This window comes from Lactococcus petauri (assembly GCF_002154895.1).
In the GTDB taxonomy this organism is placed as follows: domain Bacteria; phylum Bacillota; class Bacilli; order Lactobacillales; family Streptococcaceae; genus Lactococcus; species Lactococcus petauri.
Map to the genome: position 1 here is coordinate 381128 of NZ_MUIZ01000001.1, position 25721 is coordinate 406848.

Annotated in this window: 28 protein-coding genes; 4 read left to right on the plus strand and 24 right to left on the minus strand. The window is 38.2% G+C overall.

The features are described from left to right. Window positions 1-47 precede the first annotated feature (47 nt). The 4 genes from BZZ03_RS01985 to rpsT all read right to left on the minus strand — a co-directional run bounded on the left by BZZ03_RS01985 (window position 48) and on the right by rpsT (window position 2641). Complete coding sequence (locus BZZ03_RS01985) at window positions 48-752, minus strand: Bax inhibitor-1/YccA family protein (RefSeq protein WP_004258993.1); 705 nt, start codon at window positions 750-752, stop codon at window positions 48-50. Between the two features lie 103 nt (window positions 753-855). Further along, window positions 856-1515, minus strand: coding sequence for a uracil-DNA glycosylase (locus BZZ03_RS01990; protein WP_086582255.1), 660 nt, complete (start codon window positions 1513-1515; stop codon window positions 856-858). Next, the gene (locus tag BZZ03_RS01995) at window positions 1512-2171 is read right to left on the minus strand and encodes a GyrI-like domain-containing protein (RefSeq protein ID WP_086582257.1); all 660 of its coding nucleotides are present in this window, start codon (window positions 2169-2171) and stop codon (window positions 1512-1514) included. Before BZZ03_RS01995 ends, BZZ03_RS01990 begins: the two co-directional genes overlap by 4 nt. A 236-nt stretch (window positions 2172-2407) precedes the next feature. Next, window positions 2408-2641, minus strand: coding sequence for a 30S ribosomal protein S20 (rpsT, locus tag BZZ03_RS02000; RefSeq protein ID WP_004259004.1), 234 nt, complete (start codon window positions 2639-2641; stop codon window positions 2408-2410). A 150-nt stretch (window positions 2642-2791) separates the two neighbouring features. On the opposite strand from rpsT, the gene BZZ03_RS02005 reads away from it, so the two are divergent. Together BZZ03_RS02005 and BZZ03_RS02010 are read left to right on the plus strand one after the other, a co-directional pair. Continuing rightward, complete coding sequence (locus tag BZZ03_RS02005) at window positions 2792-3301, plus strand: HD domain-containing protein (protein ID WP_017368896.1); 510 nt, start codon at window positions 2792-2794, stop codon at window positions 3299-3301. Window positions 3302-3732: 431 nt separating this feature from the next. Continuing rightward, entirely contained in the window at window positions 3733-3942 is a 210-nt protein-coding gene (locus tag BZZ03_RS02010) for a hypothetical protein (protein ID WP_019292052.1), read from the plus strand. Between the two features lie 46 nt (window positions 3943-3988). On the opposite strand, the gene recD2 is transcribed toward BZZ03_RS02010, so the two are convergent. From recD2 to BZZ03_RS02100, 18 genes are all read right to left on the minus strand, one after another. After that, entirely contained in the window at window positions 3989-6430 is a 2442-nt protein-coding gene (gene recD2 / locus BZZ03_RS02015; protein WP_086582258.1) for an SF1B family DNA helicase RecD2, read from the minus strand. Further along, window positions 6427-7023 carry a histidine phosphatase family protein gene (locus BZZ03_RS02020; RefSeq protein ID WP_019292054.1) on the minus strand — a complete coding sequence of 199 codons (597 nt, stop codon included), beginning with the start codon at window positions 7021-7023 and terminating at the stop codon, window positions 6427-6429. Before BZZ03_RS02020 ends, recD2 begins: the two co-directional genes overlap by 4 nt. Next, the gene (locus tag BZZ03_RS02025) at window positions 7020-7505 is read right to left on the minus strand and encodes a shikimate kinase (protein ID WP_019293096.1); all 486 of its coding nucleotides are present in this window, start codon (window positions 7503-7505) and stop codon (window positions 7020-7022) included. The genes BZZ03_RS02020 and BZZ03_RS02025 overlap by 4 nt, the downstream gene beginning before the upstream one ends. After that, the gene (gene aroA, locus BZZ03_RS02030) at window positions 7496-8806 is read right to left on the minus strand and encodes a 3-phosphoshikimate 1-carboxyvinyltransferase (RefSeq protein ID WP_086582260.1); all 1311 of its coding nucleotides are present in this window, start codon (window positions 8804-8806) and stop codon (window positions 7496-7498) included. The genes BZZ03_RS02025 and aroA overlap by 10 nt, the downstream gene beginning before the upstream one ends. Window positions 8807-8925: 119 nt before the next feature. Next, window positions 8926-9483, minus strand: a complete 558-nt coding sequence (locus tag BZZ03_RS02035) for a GNAT family N-acetyltransferase (RefSeq protein ID WP_086582262.1) — start codon at window positions 9481-9483, stop codon at window positions 8926-8928. Then, entirely contained in the window at window positions 9473-10363 is an 891-nt protein-coding gene (locus BZZ03_RS02040; protein ID WP_040086577.1) for a sensor histidine kinase, read from the minus strand. Before BZZ03_RS02040 ends, BZZ03_RS02035 begins: the two co-directional genes overlap by 11 nt. Beyond that, on the minus strand, window positions 10350-11006 hold the full coding sequence (locus BZZ03_RS02045) for a response regulator transcription factor (protein ID WP_029343491.1): 657 nt from the start codon (window positions 11004-11006) through the stop codon (window positions 10350-10352). The genes BZZ03_RS02040 and BZZ03_RS02045 overlap by 14 nt, the downstream gene beginning before the upstream one ends. Before the next feature lie 109 nt (window positions 11007-11115). Next, window positions 11116-11334 carry a hypothetical protein gene (locus BZZ03_RS02050; protein ID WP_019292060.1) on the minus strand — a complete coding sequence of 73 codons (219 nt, stop codon included), beginning with the start codon at window positions 11332-11334 and terminating at the stop codon, window positions 11116-11118. Further along, the gene (locus tag BZZ03_RS02055) at window positions 11335-13308 is read right to left on the minus strand and encodes an FtsX-like permease family protein (protein ID WP_086582264.1); all 1974 of its coding nucleotides are present in this window, start codon (window positions 13306-13308) and stop codon (window positions 11335-11337) included. After that, on the minus strand, window positions 13301-14089 hold the full coding sequence (locus BZZ03_RS02060) for an ABC transporter ATP-binding protein (protein ID WP_019293102.1): 789 nt from the start codon (window positions 14087-14089) through the stop codon (window positions 13301-13303). Before BZZ03_RS02060 ends, BZZ03_RS02055 begins: the two co-directional genes overlap by 8 nt. A 27-nt stretch (window positions 14090-14116) precedes the next feature. After that, complete coding sequence (locus BZZ03_RS02065) at window positions 14117-14467, minus strand: YxeA family protein (protein ID WP_086582266.1); 351 nt, start codon at window positions 14465-14467, stop codon at window positions 14117-14119. Between the two features lie 133 nt (window positions 14468-14600). Then, window positions 14601-15770 carry a chorismate synthase gene (gene aroC, locus BZZ03_RS02070; RefSeq protein ID WP_086582268.1) on the minus strand — a complete coding sequence of 390 codons (1170 nt, stop codon included), beginning with the start codon at window positions 15768-15770 and terminating at the stop codon, window positions 14601-14603. A gap of 1 nt (window position 15771) precedes the next feature. Continuing rightward, window positions 15772-16362 carry a DUF1054 domain-containing protein gene (locus tag BZZ03_RS02075; RefSeq protein ID WP_086582270.1) on the minus strand — a complete coding sequence of 197 codons (591 nt, stop codon included), beginning with the start codon at window positions 16360-16362 and terminating at the stop codon, window positions 15772-15774. A gap of 6 nt (window positions 16363-16368) precedes the next feature. After that, entirely contained in the window at window positions 16369-17295 is a 927-nt protein-coding gene (locus BZZ03_RS02080; RefSeq protein ID WP_019292066.1) for a DMT family transporter, read from the minus strand. 304 nt (window positions 17296-17599) lie between these two features. Continuing rightward, complete coding sequence (locus tag BZZ03_RS12240) at window positions 17600-17725, minus strand: DUF1697 domain-containing protein (RefSeq protein WP_231863386.1); 126 nt, start codon at window positions 17723-17725, stop codon at window positions 17600-17602. Next, window positions 17722-18783 carry a 3-dehydroquinate synthase gene (aroB, locus tag BZZ03_RS02090; protein ID WP_061413558.1) on the minus strand — a complete coding sequence of 354 codons (1062 nt, stop codon included), beginning with the start codon at window positions 18781-18783 and terminating at the stop codon, window positions 17722-17724. The genes BZZ03_RS12240 and aroB overlap by 4 nt, the downstream gene beginning before the upstream one ends. Then, window positions 18767-19633 carry a shikimate dehydrogenase gene (locus BZZ03_RS02095; RefSeq protein ID WP_086582272.1) on the minus strand — a complete coding sequence of 289 codons (867 nt, stop codon included), beginning with the start codon at window positions 19631-19633 and terminating at the stop codon, window positions 18767-18769. The genes aroB and BZZ03_RS02095 overlap by 17 nt, the downstream gene beginning before the upstream one ends. 69 nt (window positions 19634-19702) lie before the next feature. Beyond that, window positions 19703-20359: a VTT domain-containing protein gene (locus BZZ03_RS02100; RefSeq protein WP_014024359.1), complete on the minus strand. Its 657-nt coding sequence runs from the start codon at window positions 20357-20359 to the stop codon at window positions 19703-19705. Window positions 20360-20597: 238 nt separating this feature from the next. On the opposite strand from BZZ03_RS02100, the gene BZZ03_RS02105 reads away from it, so the two are divergent. Beyond that, entirely contained in the window at window positions 20598-22742 is a 2145-nt protein-coding gene (locus BZZ03_RS02105) for an amino acid ABC transporter substrate-binding protein/permease (protein ID WP_061413561.1), read from the plus strand. 13 nt (window positions 22743-22755) lie between these two features. Continuing rightward, window positions 22756-23493: an amino acid ABC transporter ATP-binding protein gene (locus BZZ03_RS02110; RefSeq protein ID WP_014024357.1), complete on the plus strand. Its 738-nt coding sequence runs from the start codon at window positions 22756-22758 to the stop codon at window positions 23491-23493. A gap of 96 nt (window positions 23494-23589) precedes the next feature. Here BZZ03_RS02110 and BZZ03_RS02115 read toward each other — a convergent pair whose 3' ends face one another. Together BZZ03_RS02115 and murG are read right to left on the minus strand one after the other, a co-directional pair. Further along, complete coding sequence (locus tag BZZ03_RS02115; RefSeq protein WP_061413563.1) at window positions 23590-24627, minus strand: cell division protein FtsQ/DivIB; 1038 nt, start codon at window positions 24625-24627, stop codon at window positions 23590-23592. After that, window positions 24627-25721, minus strand: a complete 1095-nt coding sequence (murG, locus tag BZZ03_RS02120) for an undecaprenyldiphospho-muramoylpentapeptide beta-N-acetylglucosaminyltransferase (protein WP_086582274.1) — start codon at window positions 25719-25721, stop codon at window positions 24627-24629. The genes BZZ03_RS02115 and murG overlap by 1 nt, the downstream gene beginning before the upstream one ends.

A 25721-nucleotide genomic window follows, 5' to 3' on the forward strand; every position in this document is an offset into this window, starting at 1 on the left:
ACCCCCCAAAAAAATAAAAAAACTTCATCAATTGATGAAGTTTTTTATTAATCACGACTGTTTCCCATAAATCCAAAGATTCTCAAGAGTGAGAGGAAAAGGTTGATAAAGTCAAGATAGAGTGATAACGCCATGCTAATCGCCCAGCCGTTACTTACATTACCGTTATTTTGGCGGTAAACATGCTCAATCTTTTGATTGTCCCAAGCGATCAGCCCACTGAAAACGAGGACACTGATGATTGAAGAAACAAAGACAACCATTGGACTTCTTAAGAAGATGTTAATAACCCCTGCGATGATTAAACCAATCAGCATACCCATCATGGCACGCCCCATACCTGACAAATCACGTTTAGTTGTACGTCCATAAACTGAAAGACCAAAGAACATTCCAGCAGTTGATACAAAGGCTAAAGTGACATCAGAAGCTGTATAAGCTGCAATTGTGAAGCTCATCATGAAGCCCATTAAGACTGAGAAACCAATAAACATAGGCAAAGCCGTGGGTTTATTTTTCATGGCTGCATTTTGCATTGGGAAGATGAGAATCAGTGGCAAGAACCAAATGATAAGCATTGCAAAACCGGCACGATTCACCAAGTTCTGAGCTGCATCCCAGAAAATATTTATTGTTAAAAAAGATGTGAGTGCTGAAACAGCAACTCCAATTCCGACAATCCCATAAATGCGAGCAAAAAATTGATTCAGCGATACTTGACTTCTATTATTATTTATAAATGGATTTTCCATAGTATCTCCTTTTCTAATATACCTTTAAGACTATTTTACCAAAAATTTACAAGGCTGTCATCAGACTTGAGTCCTAGTTTGGGGTTCTTTCTTCATAATTTTCTTATTTTGACCAATCTATCCCTTTTTGTCCTGTTTTTTCTAAAAAGGTATTAGCTTTCGAAAATGGCTGTGAGCCAAAGAAGCCACGAGAAGCAGAAAGAGGTGAAGGATGTGCAGATTCAAGTATTAAATGCTTAGAAGAATCAATCAGCTTCGCTTTCTTACGTGCATCACCACCCCATAAGAGAAAGACTTTTGGACGATCATCATCCGAAGCAATTTTTATTATCTCATCTGTCAAAGGTTCCCAAATTTTTCCTTTATGAGCATTAGACTTCATCTCAGGGACGGTAAGTACAGCATTGAGCAATAAAACCCCTTGCTCAGCCCAATGTGTTAAATCTGAATCCTCTTTATCAAAGCCCTCGCTTTTAAGTTCTTTCCGAATATTGACAATAGAGTCTGGTCGATTCACCACAAAGGAAGCTGGATAGGAAAAACTTAGTCCCTGAGCTTTACCCGGCTGTGGATAAGGATCCTGTCCAACTAGTACAACTTTGACATCAGTTAAAGCAGTCAATTCAATCGCTCGAAATATCTTATCCTCAGGCGGGTAAACATTGCCTTGTGAATAAACGTCATTGATAAAATCAACAAGGGTTGAAAAGTATTCCTGAGGCAATCGTTCTCTTAAAGGTTCACTCCAATCCGTTTTTTTCATTGTGCTTCCTTCTCCTTCGTTTTAATTTGTGCATATTGGCGCAATACGGTTTTTAACTTTTCTGGGGCAGTTTTCCGGAAATCGCTAAGATAAATCTCACGATGATGGAATTCTTTGTGGATAAGTTCATAGCCCTCTGCAGCGGCAAATTCCTCCATCAAAGTAAAAGTTTCAGCTTCATCGTCAAAACTCCCCTTATGCATGGCTTGAATACAAAGTCCGTCTGTAATCTTTTCATATTTTACTTGAGAAAAATCTTGTTTTTTCTTTGAAGCTGTGTCTTTTTTCGCCCACTCAACAATTTCTTCAGTTACAAATTCTGGCATCCGAATCATAACTTTCCAAATCAGTTCTTCTTTACGTAGAGGCTCATTAGCCTTTGGAGCTGTCCGGCTTGTCCACAAACCCTCTAAGGGCGGCACAACAAAACGGTAAAACTGTGGAATCACCACATCTTCTCTTTTGTAGGACATTGAAATAGCATATGCTATAGGATAAAGTGAAGCAATCGCTTTTTGGAAAGCTGTACCAGCTGGTGCACCTTGACCAGAAACAGTCAAATAAGACATCTCAGGTACAGTAATTACTTCAATTTTTTTAGGAAAATAAAACTCTTTTTCAGTTTTTTTTAAATCTACTTTTATAGAATCTGTCATTGTTTGGTATCGGAAATAAGCAGAAAATTATTTCTTTTTTTCCACTTTCCTCTCCTTTCTTTGTCGCTGGCAACTCCCTGCCTAGGTCACCTATAAATTCAACGTTGTTAATAACATTATTATAACATTTATCTTACATGTTTTATTTCTATCATCAGCTTCATCCAAAGTTCTCCCATTTTTAGAGTAAAAAAAAATCCTATCAGCAGACAGGAATATTTTTTTGCAATTAAGAATTAGCCCAATTTAGCTGCCAAACGTGATTTGTCACGTGAAGCTTTGTTAGCGTGGATAAGACCTTTTGATGCAGCTTTGTCGATTGCAGAGCTTGCAGCTTTGAATGTGTCTTCGCTTGGTGCAGTTTCAAATTTTTTGATTGCAGTACGCATTGCAGATTTTTGTTGTGAGTTGCGTTCGTTAGCAACAACGTTCAATTCAGCGCGTTTGATTGCAGATTTGATATTAGCCATTATTTCCTCCAAATTTTTGTAATACCTATAAATTATACAGGATTTTTAGCTTTTTAGCAACTGTTTGTCAAAAGAAAATTGAAATATTTTTCTTTTTTCTTGTGTCAAATTGCATATCGCTATTTACATTTTATAGAATGGTGCTATAATATGAATATGAAATTAGATGAAAATCCATGGTTGACAGATGCCGAGTTTATGAGTTATGTTGGTCACTTTCTTGAAATGCCGGAACTGAAACAGCTTGATGAAATCACCCATCACTATACTTCAACACGTTTGATTCATTCAATCAAGGTAAGTTATGTGAGCTATTTAGTTTGTAAAAAGATGGGCTGGAATGCAAAATCTGCTGCCCGTGCAGGTCTCTTACACGACCTTTTCTACTACGATTGGCGCGACACTAAATTTAACAAAAGTCATGCCTATGTTCATCCTCGTATCGCTGCCCGTAATGCAGCAAAAATTACTACCCTTTCTGATCTTGAGTACGACTGCATTGTCAAACATATGTGGGGGGCTACAATAGCACCGCCACGTTATAAAGAAAGCTGGGTTGTTACCTTAGCAGACGATTATGTCGCAATGACTGAAGGCGTAGAAACTGCACGTTTCAAATGGAAAACGCGCAAATACTTTAAACGTCACCTTCCAATTTGAACTATTAGCATAACAATAGTTCATGAGAAGCATCTAACCAATGGTTAGATGCTTCTTTTTTTATTTTTTCAGACATTCAAGAGGTTTAACACCTTTTTTAGCCCTAAGTTGACAAAAATGTGAAAATTATAAAGCGTACTAGATAAAATTTATAATGTTATTTTATCACTGTAGACTAAAAGAACGTATAAATTCTACTTCATATTTATATTTCCAAAAATTTTCGGAAGTAAAAAAGATGATGAATGTGCCACTTATGTATTGGTTGTCCCTTGGCCAAAAATTAATAACTTCAATGTCACAAGGGAAAGCTATTAAATCCTAAAAAATCAGAGCAATTTTAACTTTTCTTAACCGCTACCATGTTATAATATTGTTAAGCTTATCGTTCGTAATTTTTTACTCAACTTTATGGAAAGGGACTTAATATTATGAGTCTTTCAAAAGAACAACGCGTGCATGATTTGGCCTTGTGCATACTAAATAATGTCAATATGACTGAAGGTTTGTTCTCTGCTTTAGAGAAAGCAAACGAACTATCCGTCAGCGATGCTTACCCTAAAAAATATGCTGTAGCTTATACAGTACTAACACAAAAGCTCCAAGATGAACTCACTGATTTTGATGATTTAACTTTTTGAGGCTAAAAGTACAAATAAAAAAAGACGGTTTAAAACCAGTCTTTTTTTATTTAAAAATTGCAAAATCAGCTGCCGTAAGCCCAATCAATGGATCAAAATCACCCGAATTAACCAAATCTGCTGTTAAAAAAGACTCAATCGGATATGATGTAGAAGTAAAATTTTCTTCAGGAAAAAGCGAAATTTCCTCTGTTTGAGGCTGACTAACTTTCACAGTTGTTTCACTCTTGTCATCATCCAAAGTTTGCTTTATTTCTTCTACAGGCTCTGCTTTGCCAGTAAATCGCTCCTTTAAGAAAGTTTTTCGATTGGCACTTTCTTTTTGAACAGCTTGGGCAAAGGCTTTTTGTTCTCCAACAAGAATTAGACTTTGTTTGGCTCGCGTAATTGCTGTATACAAGAGATTACGTTCCAGCATCCTTGAATAGGACGAAACCATTGGAACAACAACTGTTGAAAACTCACTCCCTTGCGACTTATGAATAGACATTGCGTAAGCTAAGGTAATTTTATACCACTCTGCGCGAGGATAGCTCACTTCCTGACCATCAAAATCCATCACAATTTCGTCTTGCTTGCTTTCTGTATGTTTTGCTGGAATAAGCTCAACAATCCTCCCTAAATCGCCATTAAAAACATTGTTTTCTGCATCATTGACTAAATGGAGAACTTTATCATCCTCTCGAAAATGAATATCCTGATAATTAAACTCTTGTCGCTCATCAAGAGGGTTGAACAATTCTTGCAACAAACCATTTAAGGTGTTTATCCCAGCTACACCTTTATACATCGGTGCTAAAATCTGCAATTCAAAAGGATTATTTCCTCTTTTTTTCCACGCAGTCGCCACTTGTTTCACAAGATGAGCAACTTGTCCTGTTCCAGCTTCAAAATAAGAACGATCGGGATGACGGCTAGTAAAATCTTGTGGCAAACGGCCTTCCTTAATCTCATGAGCAAGGTCAATAATCGTCGATTCGGCTCCTTGACGGAAGATTTTATCCAAGCGAACTGAAGGAATCTCTGGAAGCTTCAGCAAGTCTGCAAAGACTTGCCCAGGACCAACTGACGGCAGCTGATCTGCATCGCCTACAAAGAGTACTTTCATGGAAGGAGGAATGGCTTGTAAAAGTTTATTTGCTAACCAGGTATCTACCATTGAAAATTCATCAACAATCAAAAGTGAACCCGCAAGATCATTACTTTCCATATCCATTGCTTCATCAGTATTTAAACCTAAATGGCGATGAAGCGTTGCTGCCGGTAAGCCAGTAAGTTCATTCATTCGGCGACTTGCTCTTCCTGTTGGTGCTGCCAGAAGAATAGGGAAAACATCATCATGATAATGCCCAGGATCTAAATCAATGTCATGAAGCTGTGCATAAGTTTCGATAAAACCGTTGATAATCGTTGTTTTACCTGTTCCTGGTCCACCGGTTAAAATGAAGAACTGACTATTTAAAGCTTGAAAAATAGCTTCTTTCTGCAGTTTATCGTAGCGAATACCTAGCTTATTTTCCACTTGCTCAATATTTTTCAAAATTTTTTCATCTGAGAAGGTCTGAGTACTACGTCCAATAAGTTTTTTGAGGTATTCACTAATGCCTTGCTCAGCAAAATAAAGGGAATTTTCAAATATTTTAGTTTCTTCTTGTTGCATTTTACCGTCTTCAAGCAGATGGTTGATTTCTTCAGCCACAGTCTCTGGGCTAACTTCTATCTGGCGTGCTTCTTCCAAAACTTGGATTGTTTGTTGCAAAAGATCACGCGCTTCAATATAAGTATCGCCCGTAATTAAAGGGTGTGTTTTAACCACATGCATCAATCCCGCTCTAAAGCGGTCACTACTATCTGCTGCAATTCCCAATTCTTGAGCAATTTGGTCCGCTGTTTTAAAGCCAATTCCTTTGATATCTTCAACCAACTGGTAAGGATTCTTGGCGATAATATCCAAGGTTTGATCTTTGTAAAGCTCATGAATTTGAAACTGGAGCTTACTGGGAATACCATATTCTGCAAGCTTTGATAAAATCTTTTCCACACCATGATTGTCACGAAGTCTTTTAATAAAGGAATTTTTCTTTGCTAAAGGAAGGATATCGTCTAATTCTTCCGGCTTACTTAAGATACTGTCAACTGTATCATCAGGAAAAAGAGCCACGATTCTTTCTGCCGTCTTTTTACCAATCCCAGGAAATTTATCAGAAGAAAAGTATTTAATTAGTCCTGCAGCACTGGTCGGTACAGCTTTTTCATAAGTTTCAACTTGAAGCTGCTCCCCATATTTTGGATGTGTCGTAAGTTTACCATAGAAGGTATAACTGTCCCCTTCGATCAACTCCCCAATTGTTCCGGTTACAACAATTTCATAATCTTCATAATCGCTATTGGTATCATCCACTTCTACTAAAAGTACTTTATAAAAATTACTAGGATTACTAAAGAAAATCGCTTCAATTGTTCCGGTAAAATATATTTTTTCTGTCATAACACTTTATTCCAGTGCAACAGCTCAAAACGTTGACCTTTCGTTTCTAAAACAGTTACACTATTATTGGCTAAGCCACCAGCTGTACGTAACTCTTGTAGCGGAAAGCCCGCTAAATGTCGCATTCCCGCTGTCCCTGAAGCACCATGACCGACCAATAATATATTTTCAGCCTCTTGCTTTTTGAGGTCATTTGCTAAACTATCAAAACGTGCTAAAACATTAGCTACTGTTTCCGCTCCAAAATGGCGCCCATCAAAATTTTGCAATTCATTCCGAGAAGCAAACATTTCATCTGGATACTTCAAGAGTGCATTTGCGACCAACTGGCCTTCCAGCTGACCAAAATTCCATTCGGAAAGGCGAATATCTGTATTTACTGGCAAAGCAGTTAACAATTTTGCGGTTGTCACAGCACGTGGCTGCGGGCTAGAAATCACTTTATCAAATTGGACAATTTGTCCCAGTCTTTCATTTACTCGGGCTATCGCCTTATAGGATTCCGGCAAAAGAGGCGAGTCCCCTTTTTGACCTTGGAGCCTTTTTTCGAGGTTCCATTGCGTTTTACCGTGTCTTACAAAATAGATTTTCATTTTAATTCCTGAATTTCTTTAATTATTTCTTCTGGTTTTTTGTCCTTGGTTTCAATAATAATATCCGCTACTTCTTCGTAGAATTTTTCACGCTGCATAAACAATTGTTCTACGTCTTGTACGGGTTGTGTAGCCAACGGTCTTTTATTCTTTTGATCAGTAAGAATACGTTCATAGAGCGTTTCAAAATCTGCCTTGAGATAAACGACATTTTTCAGCTTTTTCAGACAGTCCCGATTTTCTACAAGTTGAACAATGCCGCCACCTGTGGCAACATTAAATCCTGAGAGCACCGCTGCCTCAAGTGTTTCTCTTTCAATTTGTCGAAATTTAGCTTCGCCATATTCCTGAAAAAATTGTATAATGGGCATTCCAATCTCTTGTTCAATGGCTTGATCAAGGTCAATAAAGTTTTCCTTATTTAGAGCCCTTGCAATCGTTGATTTCCCTGCGCCCATAAACCCAATCAACACTACTGCCATTCTCGTTCCTCCTTGCTTGGCACAAGTAAACCTTTCAGATCGTCAAAGAAAGTTGGATAACTTGTTTTAATGGCTTGACTTCCTTCTAAAACAACTTCTCCTTCTTGGACAAGAAGTGCCGCAATTGCTGTCATCATACCGATACGATGATCACCGTGAGTATTGATGTCTTTATGAGGCGCATGAAGGTTTGTCTTCCCTCTAATCTTCATCCCATCCGCTGTGGGTGTAACATCAGCTCCCATCGCTTTTAATATGTCCGATACAACTGAGATACGATCCGTTTCTTTGACACGAAGCTCTTCCGCATCTGCAATGACCGTTTCACCTTCAGCTTGTGTAGCTAAAAGAGCAATAATCGGCAGCTCATCAATCAACCTTGGTATCAAATCGCCCGATATCTGGGTTGCAGTCAATGTGCTATAACGAATTTTGAGTGTAGCAGCTATCGCAGTTTGGTTGGTGATTTCAACTTTTCCTCCCATAGCAGTAACAACATCAATTATTCCTGTTCGTGTGGCATTGATACCAACATTTTGCAGTTCAATACTGCTTCCTGGAATGATTAAAGCAGCAACAATCCAAAAAGCTGCTGAGGAAATATCTCCAGGCACTGTAATTTCTTGACCTTCTAACTTTTGTCCACCTCTTATTCGGATATGCTTTCCCGATACTGTAAGTTTTCCACCAAACTGTTGAAGCATTTCTTCGGTATGATTTCGTGTCACCGCTTTTTCCACAATTTCTGATATTTGATTACTCTTTGTTTGTAGTGCGGCAAAAATCAAAGCTGATTTTACTTGTGCAGAGGCTACAGGCAGTTGATAGTTAATAGACTGCAGTTGTCTTCCTTGAATTTCTAAAGGTGGCAGGCAAGTTTCTCCTTGACCAGAGATTTTTGCTCCCATTAATTTTAATGGGTGAGCAATACGATCCATTGGGCGACGCGAGAGCGAAGCATCACCAATCAATTTTGTATCAAAGTCTAAACCAGCGAGAATCCCCGACATTAATCGCATCGATGTTCCTGAATTTCCCATATCCAAGGGCTTATCCGCTGGCTGTAAGCCCTCAAAGCCCTGTCCTTGAATATAGATTATCTCCTCTTTATCTTCAATTTTAACACCCAAGTCTTGGAAAGCTTGCATTGTAGCTGTGACATCCTCAGCTCGCAAAATATGCTTTACCCTCGTTTGACCATGTGAAATCGCCCCAAACATTATGGAGCGGTGAGAAATTGATTTATCCCCAGGAACAGTAAGTTTACCTGTGAGTGATTTTGCCTTTATTTCGAGTTTCATTGCGTTTCAAACTTTCTTCTCTACAATTTATCTTCTATTATAGCACAAGTCAAGAGCTGTAATATTGTATTGTTTTTCTTGAACATCTATCAAAAAAACCACTACGCGCAAGTGGTTTTTTAGTTTTTCGCTTCTAAATATTCTTCTTTCGTCAAGGTCCAATAGTCACAAAGGACAGAACGTCCCTCTTTTGCCATATATGTATAGACTTGACCCGTTTTTCGCATGCCAATCTTTTCCATTACACGTCCTGACTTTGGATTTTCTGCATCATGTTCTGCTACAATAATTTTTACATCAAGTTGGTTAAAAGCTAAATCTCTAAGGGAAGCGGCAGCCTCTGGCATTAGTCCTCTCCCCCAAAAGTTACGATTAAGCACCCAACCAAATACAGCTTGATCTCCGTCGAGCCTTAAATCAATGGTTCCAATCATTTTTTCGCTCTGCTTATCCACGATTGCCCAGCAAAATAAGCGCTGTGGTATAAAATACTCCACAATACTTTCTTCGGTCATAGCTAAATCTTTATGTGCGGGAAATGAAACATAACGTACAACTTCTGGATCACTTGCATATTCAAAAAGGTCTTCTTTGTCCGCAAGTTCTACTTTTCTAAAAATTAAACGTTCTGTTTCAAAATTTTGATGTTGTGCAAGTATTACTTGTTTATTGTTCATTTTTTTTCACCTCAACGGTTGTTCCTTCGCCTAGCTCTGAGCTTATCTTAATACAAAAGTCAAGTCGATCCAAAATGAGTTTTGTTAAGTACAAGCCTAAACCCGATGCTTTATAATAGCTGCGACCGTTATAGCCTGTGAAACCATGCTCAAATATGCGTGGCAAATCTTCGGGTAAAATCCCTATTCCTGTATCACTTAAAATAATTTTATTTTCTTCGATACTAATTGTTAAACTGCCTTCATTTGTATATTTTATAGCATTATTGAGCAACTGCTCTATTGCCAAGCTGAACCATTTGCGATCTGTAGTAATTTCCCAGTCACCTGAAATAGTGACGGATAAATTTTTCTGGATGAAAAAACTACTGTATTTTTTGAGCAGTTCTCGCAAAAGGGCAGCGACAGAAAACTTCTCAAAATGAAAATCTGTTGAAATATTGGCTATACGTTGGTATTCCAATAACATTTTTAAGTAATTATCCAAAGCGAAAGTTTGATTTTTTAATTCGATTGGATTAATTTCTGTTTGTGCCATTAAATCGATTGCGGCCAAAGGGATTTTCATTTGATGGGACCAGACTTTGATAATATCTTCTGTTTCTTTAATGTGTTTTTCTTTTGCACGCAGGTTTTCTTCCAAATCCAAAAGCTCATGTTTCAAGTCACATAAGAGTGCTTCTCTATTCGCCCATCGAAAATATGAGGAAACCAAGTAAATCACAAATACAATCAAAGCAAGAATAGTTGCATTAATAAGGGATTCAATCGGAAGATGCCAGAGTAAAAAATTGCTCACAAAGATAAAGAGCATCACCAGAAACACGCCGATTTGTGCAATTTTTGTCTGCAAAAACCGCTTTATTTTACTCCAAGGCATAGCCTACACCTCGTTTCGTTACCAAATGTGCAAATCCAATTTCAGCTAGTTTTTTACGTAAACGTGTCATTTTTACATTTAAAGTATTACTGTCGATAAATTCATCTGTTTGCCACAGTTCTTGAAGAATAGCTTCTTTGCTTACAACAGCTCCGTTAGCTCTAAAAAGAACACTCAAGATCTTGTTTTCGGAAGGTGTGAGATCAATCTGACTTTCCCCTGATTTTACCATATTGTCTGATAAAATAAAGCCGGCAAATTCTAATTTCTCAGGACCAGAAAAGTTATAAGAACGACGAAGCAATGCCTTTATTTTGGCCTGCAAGATATCCAAGGAGAAAGGTTTTGTAACAAAATCATCAGCTCCTTGATTCATGGCTGTGACTTGGTTCATATCATCACTCATCGACGAGATAAAAATAATCGGAATTTGTGAGACTTTGCGTAATTCTGTTGTCCAGTAAAAACCGTTATAAAAGGGTAAACCAATATCCATTAAGACTAAGTCCGGATCTGCTTCCAATATTTCCTGCTTGACTGCCCGAAAATTTAAAACAGAATAGACCTGAAAGTCACTTTTCAAGGCATTAGTCAACATTTTAACAATCGTTTTATCGTCTTCAACAATAAAAATTTTGGGCATTTTTTCCTCCCGAACTTGCGGATCTGTTATCACTTGTTCTTTTTTCACTATCAATTTTTTCTTTCTCCTATTATAACATATAAAAAAATCAGATGATTCCATCTGATTTTTAGAAAAATGTTGTAAAGCCATAATAGCCTAAACCAACAATAATGAGAAGTGAAAGGATATGCAAACTAAGCGTTAAAGACTGTAAAAGTTTGATATCCTTGCAGTTCTTAATCTTTCTTTGAACAAATTGAATGATGCCCCAAACATACCAGGCACAGAAAGTAAGAACAGTAAGTGAGCCACCAAGGACCAGTAAGTAATAGGGTATTTTTTCCATTTATTTTTTCTCCACAATATTGTAATACACAAGGCTTGTTCCTTTATAGATTAACCAATAAATAAAGGCTAAAGCAGCAATAGTTCCTAAGCTAATCCAAAGAATTAACTGGCTATCCATGATTCCAAAGATACCAATAAGCTTACTAATCATAATGTAAGCAAAGCTGAAATGTACAATCGTCATTGCGATTGGCAATAAGAAAATCATGCTTACTTGTGACTTGATGGTCTTAGACACTTGCTCTTTTGATAAACCTACTTCTTGTAGAATCTTGAATGAACGTTTGTCTTGCACACCTTCTGACAACTGTTTGTAATAGATAATCAAGGCAGCACCTAAAATGAAGCTAATGCCAAGAACCAAACCGATAAAGACAAAGGCACCGATTCCAGTTCTAACTTCTTTCATCTCAGCTGAACGGAAGCTGAGCATATGGTCTCCATCATTATTACCTAACGCATTTGTTAATCTTTCTTGATCTTTTTCTGCAATATCAAAGTTAACTGTCACAGATGGACTCACTTGATAAGCTTGTTCACCATCATTATTTGCTTTATTATAAACCTCAAGAGCTTGATGTAATGCTGCATCATTTGGGAAGATAAGAAGCATTGGCGTTGTGATATTTATCATGATAGGATATTTGTTTAAATCCTGTGTAGCCATGACGTCATTCACTTTATATTTTGTTCCAAACCAGTTAAAATCTGTAAGTTTTGGATAAGCACCAAAGTAATCAACGATATTAACCTGATTGTCTGAAATATCAGAAACATTTTCATCCAAATTTTTCAACGTTTGCAAAGTTGTCATTGAAAATTGAATGGCGGTTTTTTGGTCGCCTGTTGGAGTAATATTTAAAGTATTTTCTCCTTCTTTTTGACCGTTACCCATCAAATAGTCCACACTTAAAGCTGTGGTGACATTTGATATTTTTACACCCGCTTGGTCTGCTTTTTCTTGTAAATCTTGGGCCAGCTGATTACCTGTTTTTTCTTGTGAATAAACAGTGTATTGTCCTTCTTTTGGAAAAGCACGTTCAACAGTTTGGGTTGAGCCTAAGAAGATACCGATTGTAACTACTAAAGTTACTAAAGTCATCGACAAGAGAATGGTAATATTGGCCAAGCCAACCGCATTTGCTTTCATTCGGTAAAGCATTGAGCTGATCGTAATAAAGTTTTGCGGTTTATAGTAAGAATTACGTTTTTTACGCCATTTCAAATACCAAACGGTAAAACTGATATAGAAAAAGTAAGTTCCCAAAATAACTGCCAGAACTGCAAGGAAAAAAGTTGAGAGTGCTTTAACGGGATTATCAACATTTAGTGCTAAGCCATAGCCAACTAACAGTAAAATAATACCAATCAAGGCCATGAAAATGTTTGACTTAGGTTCTTTTTCACCTTTAGACGCTTCTCTTAACAGATCAAGACTTGAAGATTTCCAAATGATAAATGTTCCAATAATAAGAAGCAAAGCAAAGAAGAGCAAGAATATTGCTGCTACTGTTAGAATAGAAGCGGGTGTAATCGCTAAGTTAAAGTTGCTTTCACCAATCATATTGATAAAAATCAGGAAAAGGAACTTAGAAAAAGCAATCCCAACGATTGTACCGATAATGACAGTCGCAATATAACTCATTACGAGTTCAAAGAAAGAAACAAGGGCGATTTTCTTTTTCCCTAGTCCGAGAATGTCATAAAGCCCAAATTCTCGTGAGCGTTGCAACTGTAGGAAACGATAACTATAAATGAGAATAATCCCACCAAAGATAGCCAAAATCCACATCGCAAAGGACATCATTTGCCCAACTGCTGCGCCACCCTTCATTTTTTCAAGGGATGGAGATTGTGCAATTGCAGCAGTAACAAAAAGCAAGACAAACATTGTTACACTCGCTACGATGAAAGGCGCAAATGATTTCAACCCTTTTTTCAGATTTTGTGCTGCCAGTTTAAAACTAAGCATTATCGGCTACCTCCGTTTCGCTTGGGTCAGCTGAAGCTCCCAAGAATGAAGTCATTGATAAGGTAATTTCTTTTGCAAACTCTGTTGATGACTTATCGCCACGATAAAGTTGATGATAGAGCATTCCGTCTTTAATGAAGAGAACACGTTTTGCGTGACTTGCAGCTAAGCTTGAGTGAGTAACCATGATGATTGTTTGACCAGCATCATTGATATTTTCGAAAAGTTCAAGCAGACTCTCTGAGTTTTTATAGTCCAAAGCTGCTGTTGGCTCATCTGCCAAAACAAGATCCGGTTGAGAAATCAGAGCACGCGCAACAGCCACACGCTGCTTTTGCCCCCCTGATAATTCAAAAGGTTGCTTTTCTAAAAGTGTCTCGATATTCAACTTAGGTGCTAAGTTTTCTAGACGTGCTTTCATTTTCTTTACTGGCGCTTTAGAAAGTACCATAGGAAGATAAATATTATCCCTTACTGATAAAGTATCCAAGAGGTTGAAATCTTGGAAGACAAATCCGAGATGTTCACGGCGGAATGCTGAGATATCCTTGTCTTTAATGGCTGTAATGTCACGTCCTGAAAGTAAAACTTGACCAGCTGTAGGTTTTTCCAAAGTTGATAAGATATTCAAGAGTGTTGTTTTACCTGAACCTGATTCACCCATAATAGCAATGTATTCACCTTCTTCGACAGAAAAATCAATGTCAGCAAGAGCCGTTGTTTCTTCTTTTGAAAAGCGTGTTTTGAAAACTTTTTTGATATGTTTAACTTCTAATAGCATTTTTTCTCCCTTGTCACCTTTAGATGATTAATTTAATTTATCTTTTGCTTTACTTGGCAAGTCATTTTTTTGAACTTCTTCCCAGTTTGTTACACCTTTTGCTTTATTATCTGTCACTTTAAGATAAGCATCTTTACGTAAATTGTGTGTAGCTGTAAAGGAAATATCTTTTCCTTCGCCATTTTTATCATAAGAAGGTAGCTTGTACTCATAAGACACCATGCGTTCGCCTGAATCGCTTTTTCCAATTTTTTCCGAACCATTTTGTGTAATTTTTACGTAACGTTCTGTACCCCCGTAGCTTGATTTGTACCAGCCATATCCTAGACCACCAATCACTACTGCTAGAGCAAGTAAGCCAAATAATACTTTTTTCATCTTGTTGCCTCTTTCCTACTAGGTTTTGTTTTTCTTAACCCTACACTTTTATTCTAACAAATTATATTTTCTGCAAACTTACACTTTTGTAATAAAAAAACTAGCCTTATTTTTGAGACTAGTTTTTATTTCATCAGAAGTTTTTTAAGCGTTCCTTATAGTTTTGAAAAGCTTCTTGTAGCTCTCTAAAACTATCGCTTGAAAACTTATCACAGATTTCTTGGGCTAGGACTGTAGCAACAACATTTTCCATTACTACTCCGGCCGCTGGAAGAGCGGTTGGATCAGAACGTTCAACGCTCGCTTTATAAGGTTCATGCGTTTCAGTATTGACAGACATGAGAGGCTTATATAGGGTCGGTATCGGTTTCATGACACCGCGAATAATAAGGTCCTCACCATTAGTCATGCCACCTTCAAAACCGCCAAGATTATTACTTTTTCGGCTATAGCCTGTTTGCTTTTCCCAAAGGATTTCATCCATAACTTGACTGCCTTGACGTCGCCCGGCCTCAAAACCAAGACCAAACTCCACACCCTTAAAGGCATTGATAGAAACGACAGCTGCTGCGATTTTTGCATCTAATTTACGATCAAAATGTACGTAAGATCCTAAACCAGCCGGAACATTTGTAGCACGTACCTCTACAATTCCACCGATGGTGTCGCCAGCTCTCTTTATTTTATCAATATATGAACGAATTTCCTCAGCTCTTGAAATATCCACAATAGACAAATCATTTGTACCAGCTTTGGCTTTGATTTCGCTGACAGTGAGTTCTGGAAGTTGAGCAACAACATCTTTGCCTCCAAAATTAACCACATGATAAGCCAGCTCCATATCAAGCTGTTTGAGCAAAGCCTTGGCAACTGCTCCCACAGCTACTCTCATCGTTGTTTCACGAGCAGAGGAGCGCTCAAGTGTATTTCGCAAATCCTCAAATTCATACTTCATCCCCCCTACCAAGTCAGCATGTCCTGGTCGAGGTTTTGTCAATTTACGTTGTCTCTTAACGGCATCATCAACTTCTTCTGAAGCCATAATTTCCGTCCAATGTGAGAAGTCACGATTGGTTACATTAAGAGTAAGTGGACTTCCCAAAGTTTTACCATGACGCAAACCACTGGTGATTTCGACCTGATCAGATTCTATCTTCATGCGACCACCTCGTCCGTATCCTCCTTGACGGCGTTTCAATTCAACATTGATGTCAGAAGCTTGAAGTGGAAGTCCTGCTGGCAAACCTTCAATGATTGCTGTCAAACGTGGCCCATGTGATTCACCTGCTGTAAAAAAGCGCATCTTAATCCTCCATTATTTTTTGGTAAATTGGTAGTAAATCATCGATAGTTTCGAGCATTTCCTGTAATATCATATCATCTTGTTGACCATCAAAACGCTCAGCTTTCCAAACTCTACCCATCTCTAACTCTGATTTTTTTACATTTTTTAATCGGGTAACAAATTCTTCAAGATGGCTACTTCCATAAAAATCAGACTTGGTATGATCTTTAGATAGAACAAAATCCTTGGGTAATGAGAGATCCGAACTCAACTTCTGAGCGTAATCTGCTTGTCCTTTAGGCTGATCAATAATTGAAAGGTAGATGAACACGTAATCTTGCCAAATCCCTAATTGGAAATGCGGCTCCATTTTATAACCACGCTTTTGTGTGCCAATAGCAGACCACGTGTTTTCAGGTGCATTGCTTGTCCGCCGACGATGCTGTGCAATATGCAGGTAAAACTCCTGTTCAGGGAACGACTGCTTTATTCTTTCTTTTAGCTGTTCTCCTATTTCCATAAAAATCGGTTGAATTTCAGCACGCACTCCCTGCATACGCATTTCCAATCCTTCTATATCAAAGACTTCAAATGATTCTTTTTTAAACATATTTCCTCACAAAAATTTTATACAAATAATCCCTACCAACATTACTGCAACACCTGCGACTTGGATAAGACGTATCGGATAGCGATCTGAACGCCACCAACCAAACTGTTGCACCAACATTGAACCAATGATTTGTCCAAGTAATGCCATCATTATATTTAAGCCAGCCCCTATTTTTGGCACTGCTAAAACGGCGCCAAGAACAAAGAAGGCTCCCCAGATACCTCCCAATATATTCCATTTTTTTATCTTACCTAATTCAACTTTTGTAATTAAGCGACGTTCAATCACTAAAGTCACACAGACAATGGCAATCAGTCCAATGAAGAAAGACATAAATGAAGCTTGAAACGGCCGATGCAATAAGGTGCCCAAATGTCCATTAATAGCCTGTTGAACCGCAGTGAATGAACCTGATATTATCGCCCAAAGGCGCCAAAGCATCAAATTGGGCTCGGCTTCAACTTGTCCTGCTTTTTCACGTAAGCTAGGTAAAACAACGGCAATGAAAAGTCCAAGTATAGTAACAATAATCCCCAATATACGAATAGGACTCATCGGAATTTGGACCGCGTAAAACCAACCAAAGCTGTCAATAACAACTCCAGTTAAAATTTGTCCCAAAATAGGCAAGATAACAGTCTGCACAGCACCTAGTCGTGGAAAAAGAAAGACATTCGATGTAACATATACTGGACCGAGTAATCCACCAATCCATATCCAAGCAGGATGAGACTGGACAAATTCAGTAGAGGGGAACAAATCACCGGTCAAAAGTAATGAGATTGTACCTAAGAAAACAACCCCAATAATTTGAGAAATTGTTGATGCCCAAAAAGGCGAATTAACATTTTTGCGAAGATCGGCATTAATCGGGTTTTGGTTTGCTAGTAAAAAACCCGCAAAAAGTGCTATTCCAAGATAGACAAACATTATAATTTTTTAATTATTCTCTCCATTGTATTGATATTGCGACTTGTAAAAAGGTCTTTATAGACTGTTTTACCTAAGACTTTACCAAAAGCTGTTGTTAAGATTGTGCCCCTTGATACCTTCCAATAAAAGGAATTCACTTGGACAAGCCCTTCTTCCCTACTTGTTTTCAGAGCATTAAACTCGCTTTGAGCAAATTGAGAAAAGGTTTATTTTTAACAAGCTTTCTTATTTCTTGTTCGATTTTTATAAAACTTTGCACAGGTAAAAAGATAGATCAGGCAAGGTTTCGCTGCTAAAAATGCTATTCCCTGTAGCTAAAACAGTGAAACATCTGTAAAACCAGCTGCTTCAAACTCTTTTTTAAGTCTGTCATTTTGAGTTTACTACCACCCACATTTATTCCACGAAGAAATGCCCAGTATCTCATTTCAAATATTCCTTCATTTCTTGAAGGCTTATCTCATGAATTTTGGCCTGTCCAATTTCGGGAACAAGTACGGTCTTAATCATCTTGCCTCGCGCTTTTTTATCATGGGTTAGGATTTCAAACAAAGCTGACTCATCCCATGGTTCATAAGTTTGAGGAAGTTGAAACTTTTGGAGTACTGCTTTAATTTGAGCAGTTAGTCCTTTAGGCATCAGCCCCTTACTTTCCGCCACTTTACTTATTTGAATCATTCCAATAGCTACAGCCTCACCATGCATGACCTGCCCATAGCCAGCAAAAGCTTCGACAGCATGACCAATTGTGTGCCCAAAGTTCAAATAAAGTCGCGTTCCCTGATCAAACTCATCTTCCACAACAAGTTTCCGTTTCACATCGCAGGCTGCCCGAATAAAATACTCTGCTTCTTGCAAAAGTTCATCGGCATCCTGTATCTCATTTAAGCGGACCCAGAGTTGTTTATCGGCAATCAAGGCACACTTGACGATTTCACCAATCCCCTCACGAAAATCACGTTTCTCTAAGGTTTTCAATACCTCAGGATCAATCAGAACACCATCTGGCTGAGCAAAAGTTCCAATCATATTTTTAGCATAATCACTATTGATTCCTGTTTTTCCACCGATGGAACTGTCGACCTGAGCCGTTAAACTTGTTGGTATTTGGAGAAAGTGAATGCCCCTCATATATGTACTGGCGGCAAAAGCTGCTAAATCCCCAACAACGCCTCCACCTAAAGCAATCACTCCATCGGAGCGTGTCAAACCATGTAAGGCACAAAATTCCCATAGTTTCTCTACAGTAGACAAGTTTTTACTTGCTTCACCTGCTGGAAAAGTAAAAGTAAAAACTTCAAATCCTTCATTTCTTAACTGGGAAACTGCCTCTCTTCCATAGAGAGGTTCAACATTGTCATCGGTGACAAGTACAACTTTTTGTTGTTGCCAGAGTTGTGCAACCCATAGTCCCACTTGTGACAAGCTTCCCTTCTTAATAATGATATCATAAGGGTGCTCTGGAAGATTAACATTTAACCTCATCTTTTTCCTCCAATTCCTGTCTAATCTGCTCAACAGGCATTTTTTTTCCTGTCCATAATTCAAAAGAAGCGGCAGCTTGATGAATAAGCATACCAACTCCATTCATCGTTGTTCTCCCTTGGCTTTTTGCCCATTTCATCATTGGTGTTTCACGGACCTTGTAAATCGTGTCTACCACCAGAATTCCTGGGGGCAAAAGAATTGAAGTAGGGAGCGGCATTGCTTCGCCAGACATCCCTACTGGTGTTGCATTAACGAGTAGGTCTGATGTCATAATTTCTTTTTGCAATCGTGAATGATCAGCTAGGTCGTAAAGTTTTATGGTAATTTTTGTCTGATGTGACAATTTTTCCAAACGCTGTTCTAAACGTGCATAGGAGGCTGAATGTCTAGCAAAAACCGTGATTTCGTGCATTTCAAGCAAAGCAGCCTGAACAATTATGGAAATCGCAGCACCACCACCACCAATTAGCGTGATTTTTTTATGACGCGGTTTAAACTTTAACGCCCTGAAGAAACCTTGACCATCCGTATTGTAACCTATTAATTTCCCCTTCTGATTGACAATCGTGTTGACTGCTCCAATCAACTGTGCTTCTTCGGATAATTCATCAATAAATTCCACCGCTTTTTGCTTGTAAGGCATCGAAATATTCAAACCATACATGTCCAATGTTCTGACATTGTTAATTGTCTGTTCGAGAATTTTTTCATCTTCCAAATCCCAAGCCAAGTAGATAGCATTTTCATTGGTCAGCTCAAAAGCGCGATTATGAATAAAAGGAGAAAGACTATGCTTAATGGGATGTGCTAACACAGCAGCCATCCGAGTGTATCCATTTATTTCCATCGTTTACCTGTATTCCTTTTTTTGACATAAAAAAATAGTATTAGTTTCCTAATACTATTATAACTTATTTTAAGCAGCTTTACGCCCTGCGAAATACCGTTTGGCAACGCCAATCACTGCTGGAAGTAAGGATACAGCAACGATTGCTAGCATGACGAGTTCAAAGTTTTTCTTGATGAAAGGTACTTGTCCAAAGAGGAAACCTGCCCCTAAAGCGACGATAACCCAAGCAAAACCACCTAAAAAATTATAAAGCACGAATTTTTTATGCGGCATGCGGCTTGTTCCTGCTGTAAAAGGAACAACCGTACGAATGATTGGCATAAAGCGCCCGAGGAAGATAGCCCACGAACCCCATTTAGCAAAGAACTGCTCTGCTTCTTCAATGTATTCTGGCTTTAAAAATTTAGATAGTGTTTTATGTTTTGGAATTACATCTCCAAATTTACGCCCAATTTCATAATTCAGAAGATTGGCCAGAAAAGCTAAACTCCCCATAATCAAAATCAGAAGAGGCATTGATAATTTATCTGGATACATGGCGGCCATCGATCCTACAAAAAAGAGAATTGAATCCCCCGGTAAGAACGGAAAAATAACCAGCCCTGTTTCAATAAAGATGATAGCTCCTAAAAGAACATAGACCCAAACGTGTGCGCCTGGTGCATTCAAAAAACCAGAAATCCAGTCATTGAAGAAGCCAAACATCGAAAGTGTTGTAAACATATTTTTATATTTTCCTTTTGTTATGCTGTTACTGCATTTTTTATTTTACACTAAAAGCTTGCCTTTATCAAATTCTCATTCGTCTATTTTTTTAGACAAAATTATTATTTTTATTTATTCGGACTGTTTTCCATGTCACATTTTATGACACAATTTATTTTTTTCAGCCTTGTTTTATGGTATACTGACAAGTATATAATTGTTTATATAATTAATGAAACTTAGGAGAAATAATGAAATGAAGAAATTATTCCTTACATTATCTTTAATATTCGCCACGATTACTGGAATGTCCTTTGCAACTGCTCATAATGTTAGCGCTCAGGAAACCGTACGTATCGCGAGTGATAATGCTTATGCCCCTTTTGAATTCCAAGATTCAGATAAAAATTGGGTAGGTATCGATGTCGATATCATGAAGGAAGTCGCTAAAATCAATGACTGGAAGCTTGAGATGTCTTTTCCTGGATTTGATGCCGCTCTTCAAAATTTAAAGGCTGGAAAAGCTGATGCGGTCATCGCTGGGATGACGATCACAGATGAACGTAAACAAGTTTTTGATGTTTCAGATCCTTATTATACTTCAGCCATTACTTTAGCTACAACAAAGTCTTCTACACTTAAGAGCTATGATGAACTTAAAGGCAAAGCTGTTGGTGCTAAAAAAGGAACAGCTTCATATGACTGGTTGCAAAAAAACCAAGATAAATACGGCTATACAATCAAAACTTACTCTGACGGTGTTCACATGTTTGCCTCACTGGCTGCAGGAAACATCGTAGGTGCGATGGATGAAGCTCCTGTCATCTCTTATGCCATCAATCAAGGGCAAGACTTGGCAATCAATCTTCCTTCCTTCTCACTTCCTGGGGGTTACGGTTTTGCTGTAATGAAAGGTGAAAATTCTAAACTCATCGATGGTTTCAACAAAGCTTTGACTCAAATGAAAGCCAATGGCGAGTATGACAAAATCGTTCAAAAATATACTGGTGGTAAGAAAGCAACTCCTAAAAAAGATGTTTACACTATTGCCTCAGATAATAGCTTCGCCCCATTTGAATTCCAAAACACAGATAAAAAATTCACAGGTATTGATGTAGACTTACTTAATGCTATTGCTAAGCAACAAGGCTTCAAAATCAAATGGAACCACGTTGGTTTCCAACCTGCGGTAGATGCAGTTCAAGCAGGACATGCTGACGCTATGATGGCGGGTATGTCAATCACTGATGCACGTAAAAAAGTCTTTGACTTTGGTGATGCCTATTATGATTCGAATTTGACACTTGCTGTTTCTAAGTCAAATGAAGACATCAAGAAATGGGAAGATCTAAAAGGAAAACAAGTTGGTGCCAAAAACGGGACAGCTTCCTATGACTATTTAACGAAAAACGAAAGCAAATACGGCTATACTTTAAAAACATTTACTGATGCTACTTCAATGTATTCTTCATTGAACAATGGTTCAATTCAAGCCTTTATGGACGATGAGCCTGTAGTAAAATATGCCATTAAACAAGGACAAGAATTTAAAACACCTTTTGAAGGTATCCCAACTGGTCAGTACGGTTTTGCTGTGAAAAAAGGAACGAACCCTGAGCTTATCGAAATGTTCAACAACGGTCTTTCTTCACTACGTGCTAGCGGTCAATATCAAGAAATTGTTGATAAATATTTAGCTTCAAAAACTGAATCAGCAACAGAGTCAGATACAGAAAGTACAATGCTTGGCATCTTGAAAAACAACTGGAAACAGTTAGGTAAAGGTCTCTGGATCACTATCCAATTGGCTTTAGTTTCCTTTGTTTTAGCAATGATTGTCGGTGTAATCTTCGGCCTTTTCTCAGCAAGTCCATCACCAGCTCTCCGTACAATTTCACGTATTTATGTCGATCTTAACCGTTCAATTCCTCTTTTGGTATTAACAATTTTCATTTTCTATGGTATCCCAAATATGTTGCAACTCCTCACAGGTCATCAAAGTCCTTTGAATGAGTTTACAGCCGGTGTTATTGCCTTAACTCTTAACGAATCAGCCTACATTGCTGAAATCGTTCGAGGCGGTATTGCTGCTGTTCCAACTGGCCAAATGGAGGCCAGCCGCTCTCTTGGTATTCCTTATGTGAAAACAATGCGAAAAGTAATCTTGCCACAAGCTGTTAAGATTACCATTCCTAGCTTGATTAACCAATTTATTATTACGCTGAAAGATACAACCTTGGTATCTGTTATCGGCTTGGTTGAACTCTTGCAAGCAGGTCAAATTATCGTTGCACGTAACTTCCAAGCTTTCCGTGTCTACGGTTTGATTGGTTTGATTTACATGGTTGTGCTGCTTCTCTTAATGTGGGCAGGACGTCGCATCGAACAAAAAATGAAATAAGGAGATTAAAGATATGTCTGTACAAATCGAAGTTACTGATCTTCACAAAACATATGGTAAAAACGAGGTTCTCAAAGGAATCTCTGCAAAATTTAACAAAGGAGATGTTGTTTGTATTATTGGTCCTTCAGGTTCTGGTAAATCAACATTCCTTCGTACACTAAATGGTTTAGAAGACGCAACAAGTGGCGATGTTATTATCAATGGGTACAACCTTACAGATAAAAACACTGATATTAACTTGGTTCGCCAACATGTCGGAATGGTTTTCCAACACTTCAACCTCTTTCCTAACATGACTGTTTTAGAAAATATTATGTATGCGCCCGTTGAGCTTAAAAAGCTTACAAAAACTGAAGCAAAAGAAAAAGCTCTGCGCTTGCTTGAAGCTGTTGGACTAGAAGAGAAAAAAGATACAATGCCTGAGATGCTTTCAGGTGGACAAAAACAACGTGTAGCCATTGCCCGTGCCTTGGCTATGGACCCTGATGTTATGCTCTTTGATGAGCCAACTTCAGCACTTGACCCTGAGATGGTTGGCGATGTCCTTGACCTGATGCGTCGTATCGCAGACGATGGCATGACAATGCTTATCGTAACACACGAGATGGGCTTTGCACGTAAAGTTGCTAACCGTGTCATGTTTACAGATGCTGGTGTTATCCTTGAAGATGGTAAACCAGAAGACCTCTTTGAAAACCCTCAGCATCCACGTTTACAAGACTTCTTATCTAAAGTATTGAATGCGTAAAGCCAAAAACGTTTGTCTCTTTAAAAGAAACAAACGTTTTTTCTTTTTCTGCAAGATAATATAATAAAACTGAAAGGGGTTATCCTTTCAGTTTTATTATTGGGTTGCGGTAATTTCAGTTGTATTTTCTGAGTTCTTCTTATTTCCTTCAGGATTTTTTAGGTCAGCCAGATAATCTTCTTTTGGCTTTGCATAAATTCCTGCTTCCATATCAATCACTTGTGGCGCTTGAAGTTGCTTCGCAATACTTGGATAGTAAGGAACCTTCTCGGTAATTTGACTGAGAGAAACACGTACTTGATTACCATCTGACATATCCAAAGCGATAAAGTCTTTGGTTGCTTTAGTCGGTGTTTTTGTAACCGTCGTAATCAAACCACGTATTTCAGGCTTCAATTTCATATAGGCTGTAATAAACTTTTCGACTTCTTCATCGGAAAAGTTTTTTAGTACCGGAAGGCTCGAAAGTTTATCCTTAGCTATTTCTTGATCCTTGAGGATATGACCACTTTCTAACACTTGGTAAGTTTTACCCTTTTGTTCTACATAAGCAACTTTTTCGAACTCCGTAACTTTAGCCTCGATATTATTAGGAAAACTTACGTGTAAGTTGACAGATTTGACACGTGGAAATTGTTGAACAATACTGTTTTCAATAGCTCTTTTGTTTCTGAGCACACCATAAATCCTATCAGTTGGCTTCAAACGTGAAGCCTGTACGATAGATTCAAAAGACTCATTTTTATTACCCGAAACCGTAAATGTCCCAATTTTGCTTATCGGGGACACCGCGTAAATCGAAGTTAAAAACAATAAGATTGCCAAGAATAAGACGGGCCACATCTTTTTGAACACTTCGAAACTTCCTTCAAAAAAAGAAGGTTCCGGTTCTTGTTCTTCAAAATCCTCAACAAAATCATCTGAGTATCCTTGCTCAGACTCTTCTGCTTCTACAAAAGATTCTTGTTGCTCGATTTCTTCCTGAACTTCAGGAGAATCTGCTTCATTATCTTCTTTTTTCTTAAAAAACTTCCGTTTTTTGGGTTCTTCAGACTTCTCTTGATTTTCAGCTGCTTTGCGGCGCTGATATTCAAGATGTTTCTTTTGCCAAGGCGTAAGGTTTTCTTCACTCATTATTTTTTAATTTCTTTCACAAGTTGATATAGTCGATCGCTAGCATCAGGTACTCCTGCTTTTTCACTGGCTACAGACATAGCTTGGTAAAGCTCTTCGTCAGAAAAGATTTCAGAAATGCTGGCAAGCATGGTATCTGCTGTAAGATTGACATCTTTAATCATCTTAGCAGCACCGATATCTACAAGAGCTTGAGCATTCTTTGTTTGATGGTCTGCTGTGACATTTGGACTAGGTACAAAAATCGTTGGCAAACCAAGTGCAGTAATTTCAGCAATCGTTGTCGCACCTGCTCGACATAATATTAAATCTGATGACGCAAGAACTTCGAGCATATTTGAAATATATGGACGAATCGCTATATTTGCAGCATCAGCATATTTTTCAAACTCTTCATGATCTTCATCAAAGTAGATTTGTCCTGAGGCATAGACGATTTGGTAATCCGCTGCTGCAAACTTTGGTAAAGCAGCTTTTACCGCCTCGTTAATTGTTTGAGCGCCTCGTGACCCTCCAAAAATAACTACCGTTTTCTTACCTTTTTGAAGTTGATATTCTGTTTCCAGAATATCGGTAGCTTTTAAAGTTGCAACTTCCTGAGCACGTGGATTACCAGCAAAAACTGTTTTGGATTCTGGGAAGAAGGGCTTGGCTGCTTCAAAGGCGACCGCAACTTTGTCCACATATTTACTCAAGAACTTATTAGTAATCCCTGGAATTGAATTTTGTTCATGAACGATAGTCGGCACATTGAGCTTAGCTGCTGCATAAAGTACCGGTCCAGCCACATAGCCTCCTGTTCCAATAACCACATCAGGTTTAAAATCCTTAACAATTTTCTTCGCATCTGATGTAGATTTCAGGAACTTGTAGATTGTCTTAAAGTTATTTAAAGAAAGGCTACGACGAAAACCTTGTACATCCACAGTTTTAAAGGGCACGCCTGCGGCAGGAACAATCTTACTCTCCAAGCCGCGTTCTGTACCTACATAGAGGATCTCTGAGTCTGGCTCAATAGTTTTCAGATGCTTTATAAAGGCCAGTGCAGGATAGATATGACCTCCCGTTCCGCCTCCAGTTACAATAATTTTCAT

Bases quoted from the DNA above. Each gene is read 5' to 3' on its own strand.
- BZZ03_RS01985 (WP_004258993.1), bottom strand. From the start codon at position 752: ATGGAAAATCCATTTATAAATAATAATAGAAGTCAAGTATCGCTGAAT.
- BZZ03_RS01990 (WP_086582255.1), bottom strand. From the start codon at position 1,515: ATGAAAAAAACGGATTGGAGTGAACCTTTAAGAGAACGATTGCCTCAG.
- BZZ03_RS01995 (WP_086582257.1), bottom strand. From the start codon at position 2,171: ATGACAGATTCTATAAAAGTAGATTTAAAAAAAACTGAAAAAGAGTTT.
- rpsT (WP_004259004.1), bottom strand. From the start codon at position 2,641: ATGGCTAATATCAAATCTGCAATCAAACGCGCTGAATTGAACGTTGTT.
- BZZ03_RS02005 (WP_017368896.1), top strand. From the start codon at position 2,792: ATGAATATGAAATTAGATGAAAATCCATGGTTGACAGATGCCGAGTTT.
- BZZ03_RS02010 (WP_019292052.1), top strand. From the start codon at position 3,733: ATGAGTCTTTCAAAAGAACAACGCGTGCATGATTTGGCCTTGTGCATA.
- recD2 (WP_086582258.1), bottom strand. From the start codon at position 6,430: ATGACAGAAAAAATATATTTTACCGGAACAATTGAAGCGATTTTCTTT.
- BZZ03_RS02020 (WP_019292054.1), bottom strand. From the start codon at position 7,023: ATGAAAATCTATTTTGTAAGACACGGTAAAACGCAATGGAACCTCGAA.
- BZZ03_RS02025 (WP_019293096.1), bottom strand. From the start codon at position 7,505: ATGGCAGTAGTGTTGATTGGGTTTATGGGCGCAGGGAAATCAACGATT.
- aroA (WP_086582260.1), bottom strand. From the start codon at position 8,806: ATGAAACTCGAAATAAAGGCAAAATCACTCACAGGTAAACTTACTGTT.
- BZZ03_RS02035 (WP_086582262.1), bottom strand. From the start codon at position 9,483: ATGAACAATAAACAAGTAATACTTGCACAACATCAAAATTTTGAAACA.
- BZZ03_RS02040 (WP_040086577.1), bottom strand. From the start codon at position 10,363: ATGCCTTGGAGTAAAATAAAGCGGTTTTTGCAGACAAAAATTGCACAA.
- BZZ03_RS02045 (WP_029343491.1), bottom strand. From the start codon at position 11,006: ATGCCCAAAATTTTTATTGTTGAAGACGATAAAACGATTGTTAAAATG.
- BZZ03_RS02050 (WP_019292060.1), bottom strand. From the start codon at position 11,334: ATGGAAAAAATACCCTATTACTTACTGGTCCTTGGTGGCTCACTTACT.
- BZZ03_RS02055 (WP_086582264.1), bottom strand. From the start codon at position 13,308: ATGCTTAGTTTTAAACTGGCAGCACAAAATCTGAAAAAAGGGTTGAAA.
- BZZ03_RS02060 (WP_019293102.1), bottom strand. From the start codon at position 14,089: ATGCTATTAGAAGTTAAACATATCAAAAAAGTTTTCAAAACACGCTTT.
- BZZ03_RS02065 (WP_086582266.1), bottom strand. From the start codon at position 14,467: ATGAAAAAAGTATTATTTGGCTTACTTGCTCTAGCAGTAGTGATTGGT.
- aroC (WP_086582268.1), bottom strand. From the start codon at position 15,770: ATGCGCTTTTTTACAGCAGGTGAATCACATGGGCCACGTTTGACAGCA.
- BZZ03_RS02075 (WP_086582270.1), bottom strand. From the start codon at position 16,362: ATGTTTAAAAAAGAATCATTTGAAGTCTTTGATATAGAAGGATTGGAA.
- BZZ03_RS02080 (WP_019292066.1), bottom strand. From the start codon at position 17,295: ATGTTTGTCTATCTTGGAATAGCACTTTTTGCGGGTTTTTTACTAGCA.
- BZZ03_RS12240 (WP_231863386.1), bottom strand. From the start codon at position 17,725: ATGAGATACTGGGCATTTCTTCGTGGAATAAATGTGGGTGGTAGTAAA.
- aroB (WP_061413558.1), bottom strand. From the start codon at position 18,783: ATGAGGTTAAATGTTAATCTTCCAGAGCACCCTTATGATATCATTATT.
- BZZ03_RS02095 (WP_086582272.1), bottom strand. From the start codon at position 19,633: ATGGAAATAAATGGATACACTCGGATGGCTGCTGTGTTAGCACATCCC.
- BZZ03_RS02100 (WP_014024359.1), bottom strand. From the start codon at position 20,359: ATGTTTACAACACTTTCGATGTTTGGCTTCTTCAATGACTGGATTTCT.
- BZZ03_RS02105 (WP_061413561.1), top strand. From the start codon at position 20,598: ATGAAGAAATTATTCCTTACATTATCTTTAATATTCGCCACGATTACT.
- BZZ03_RS02110 (WP_014024357.1), top strand. From the start codon at position 22,756: ATGTCTGTACAAATCGAAGTTACTGATCTTCACAAAACATATGGTAAA.
- BZZ03_RS02115 (WP_061413563.1), bottom strand. From the start codon at position 24,627: ATGAGTGAAGAAAACCTTACGCCTTGGCAAAAGAAACATCTTGAATAT.
- murG (WP_086582274.1), bottom strand. From the start codon at position 25,721: ATGAAAATTATTGTAACTGGAGGCGGAACGGGAGGTCATATCTATCCT.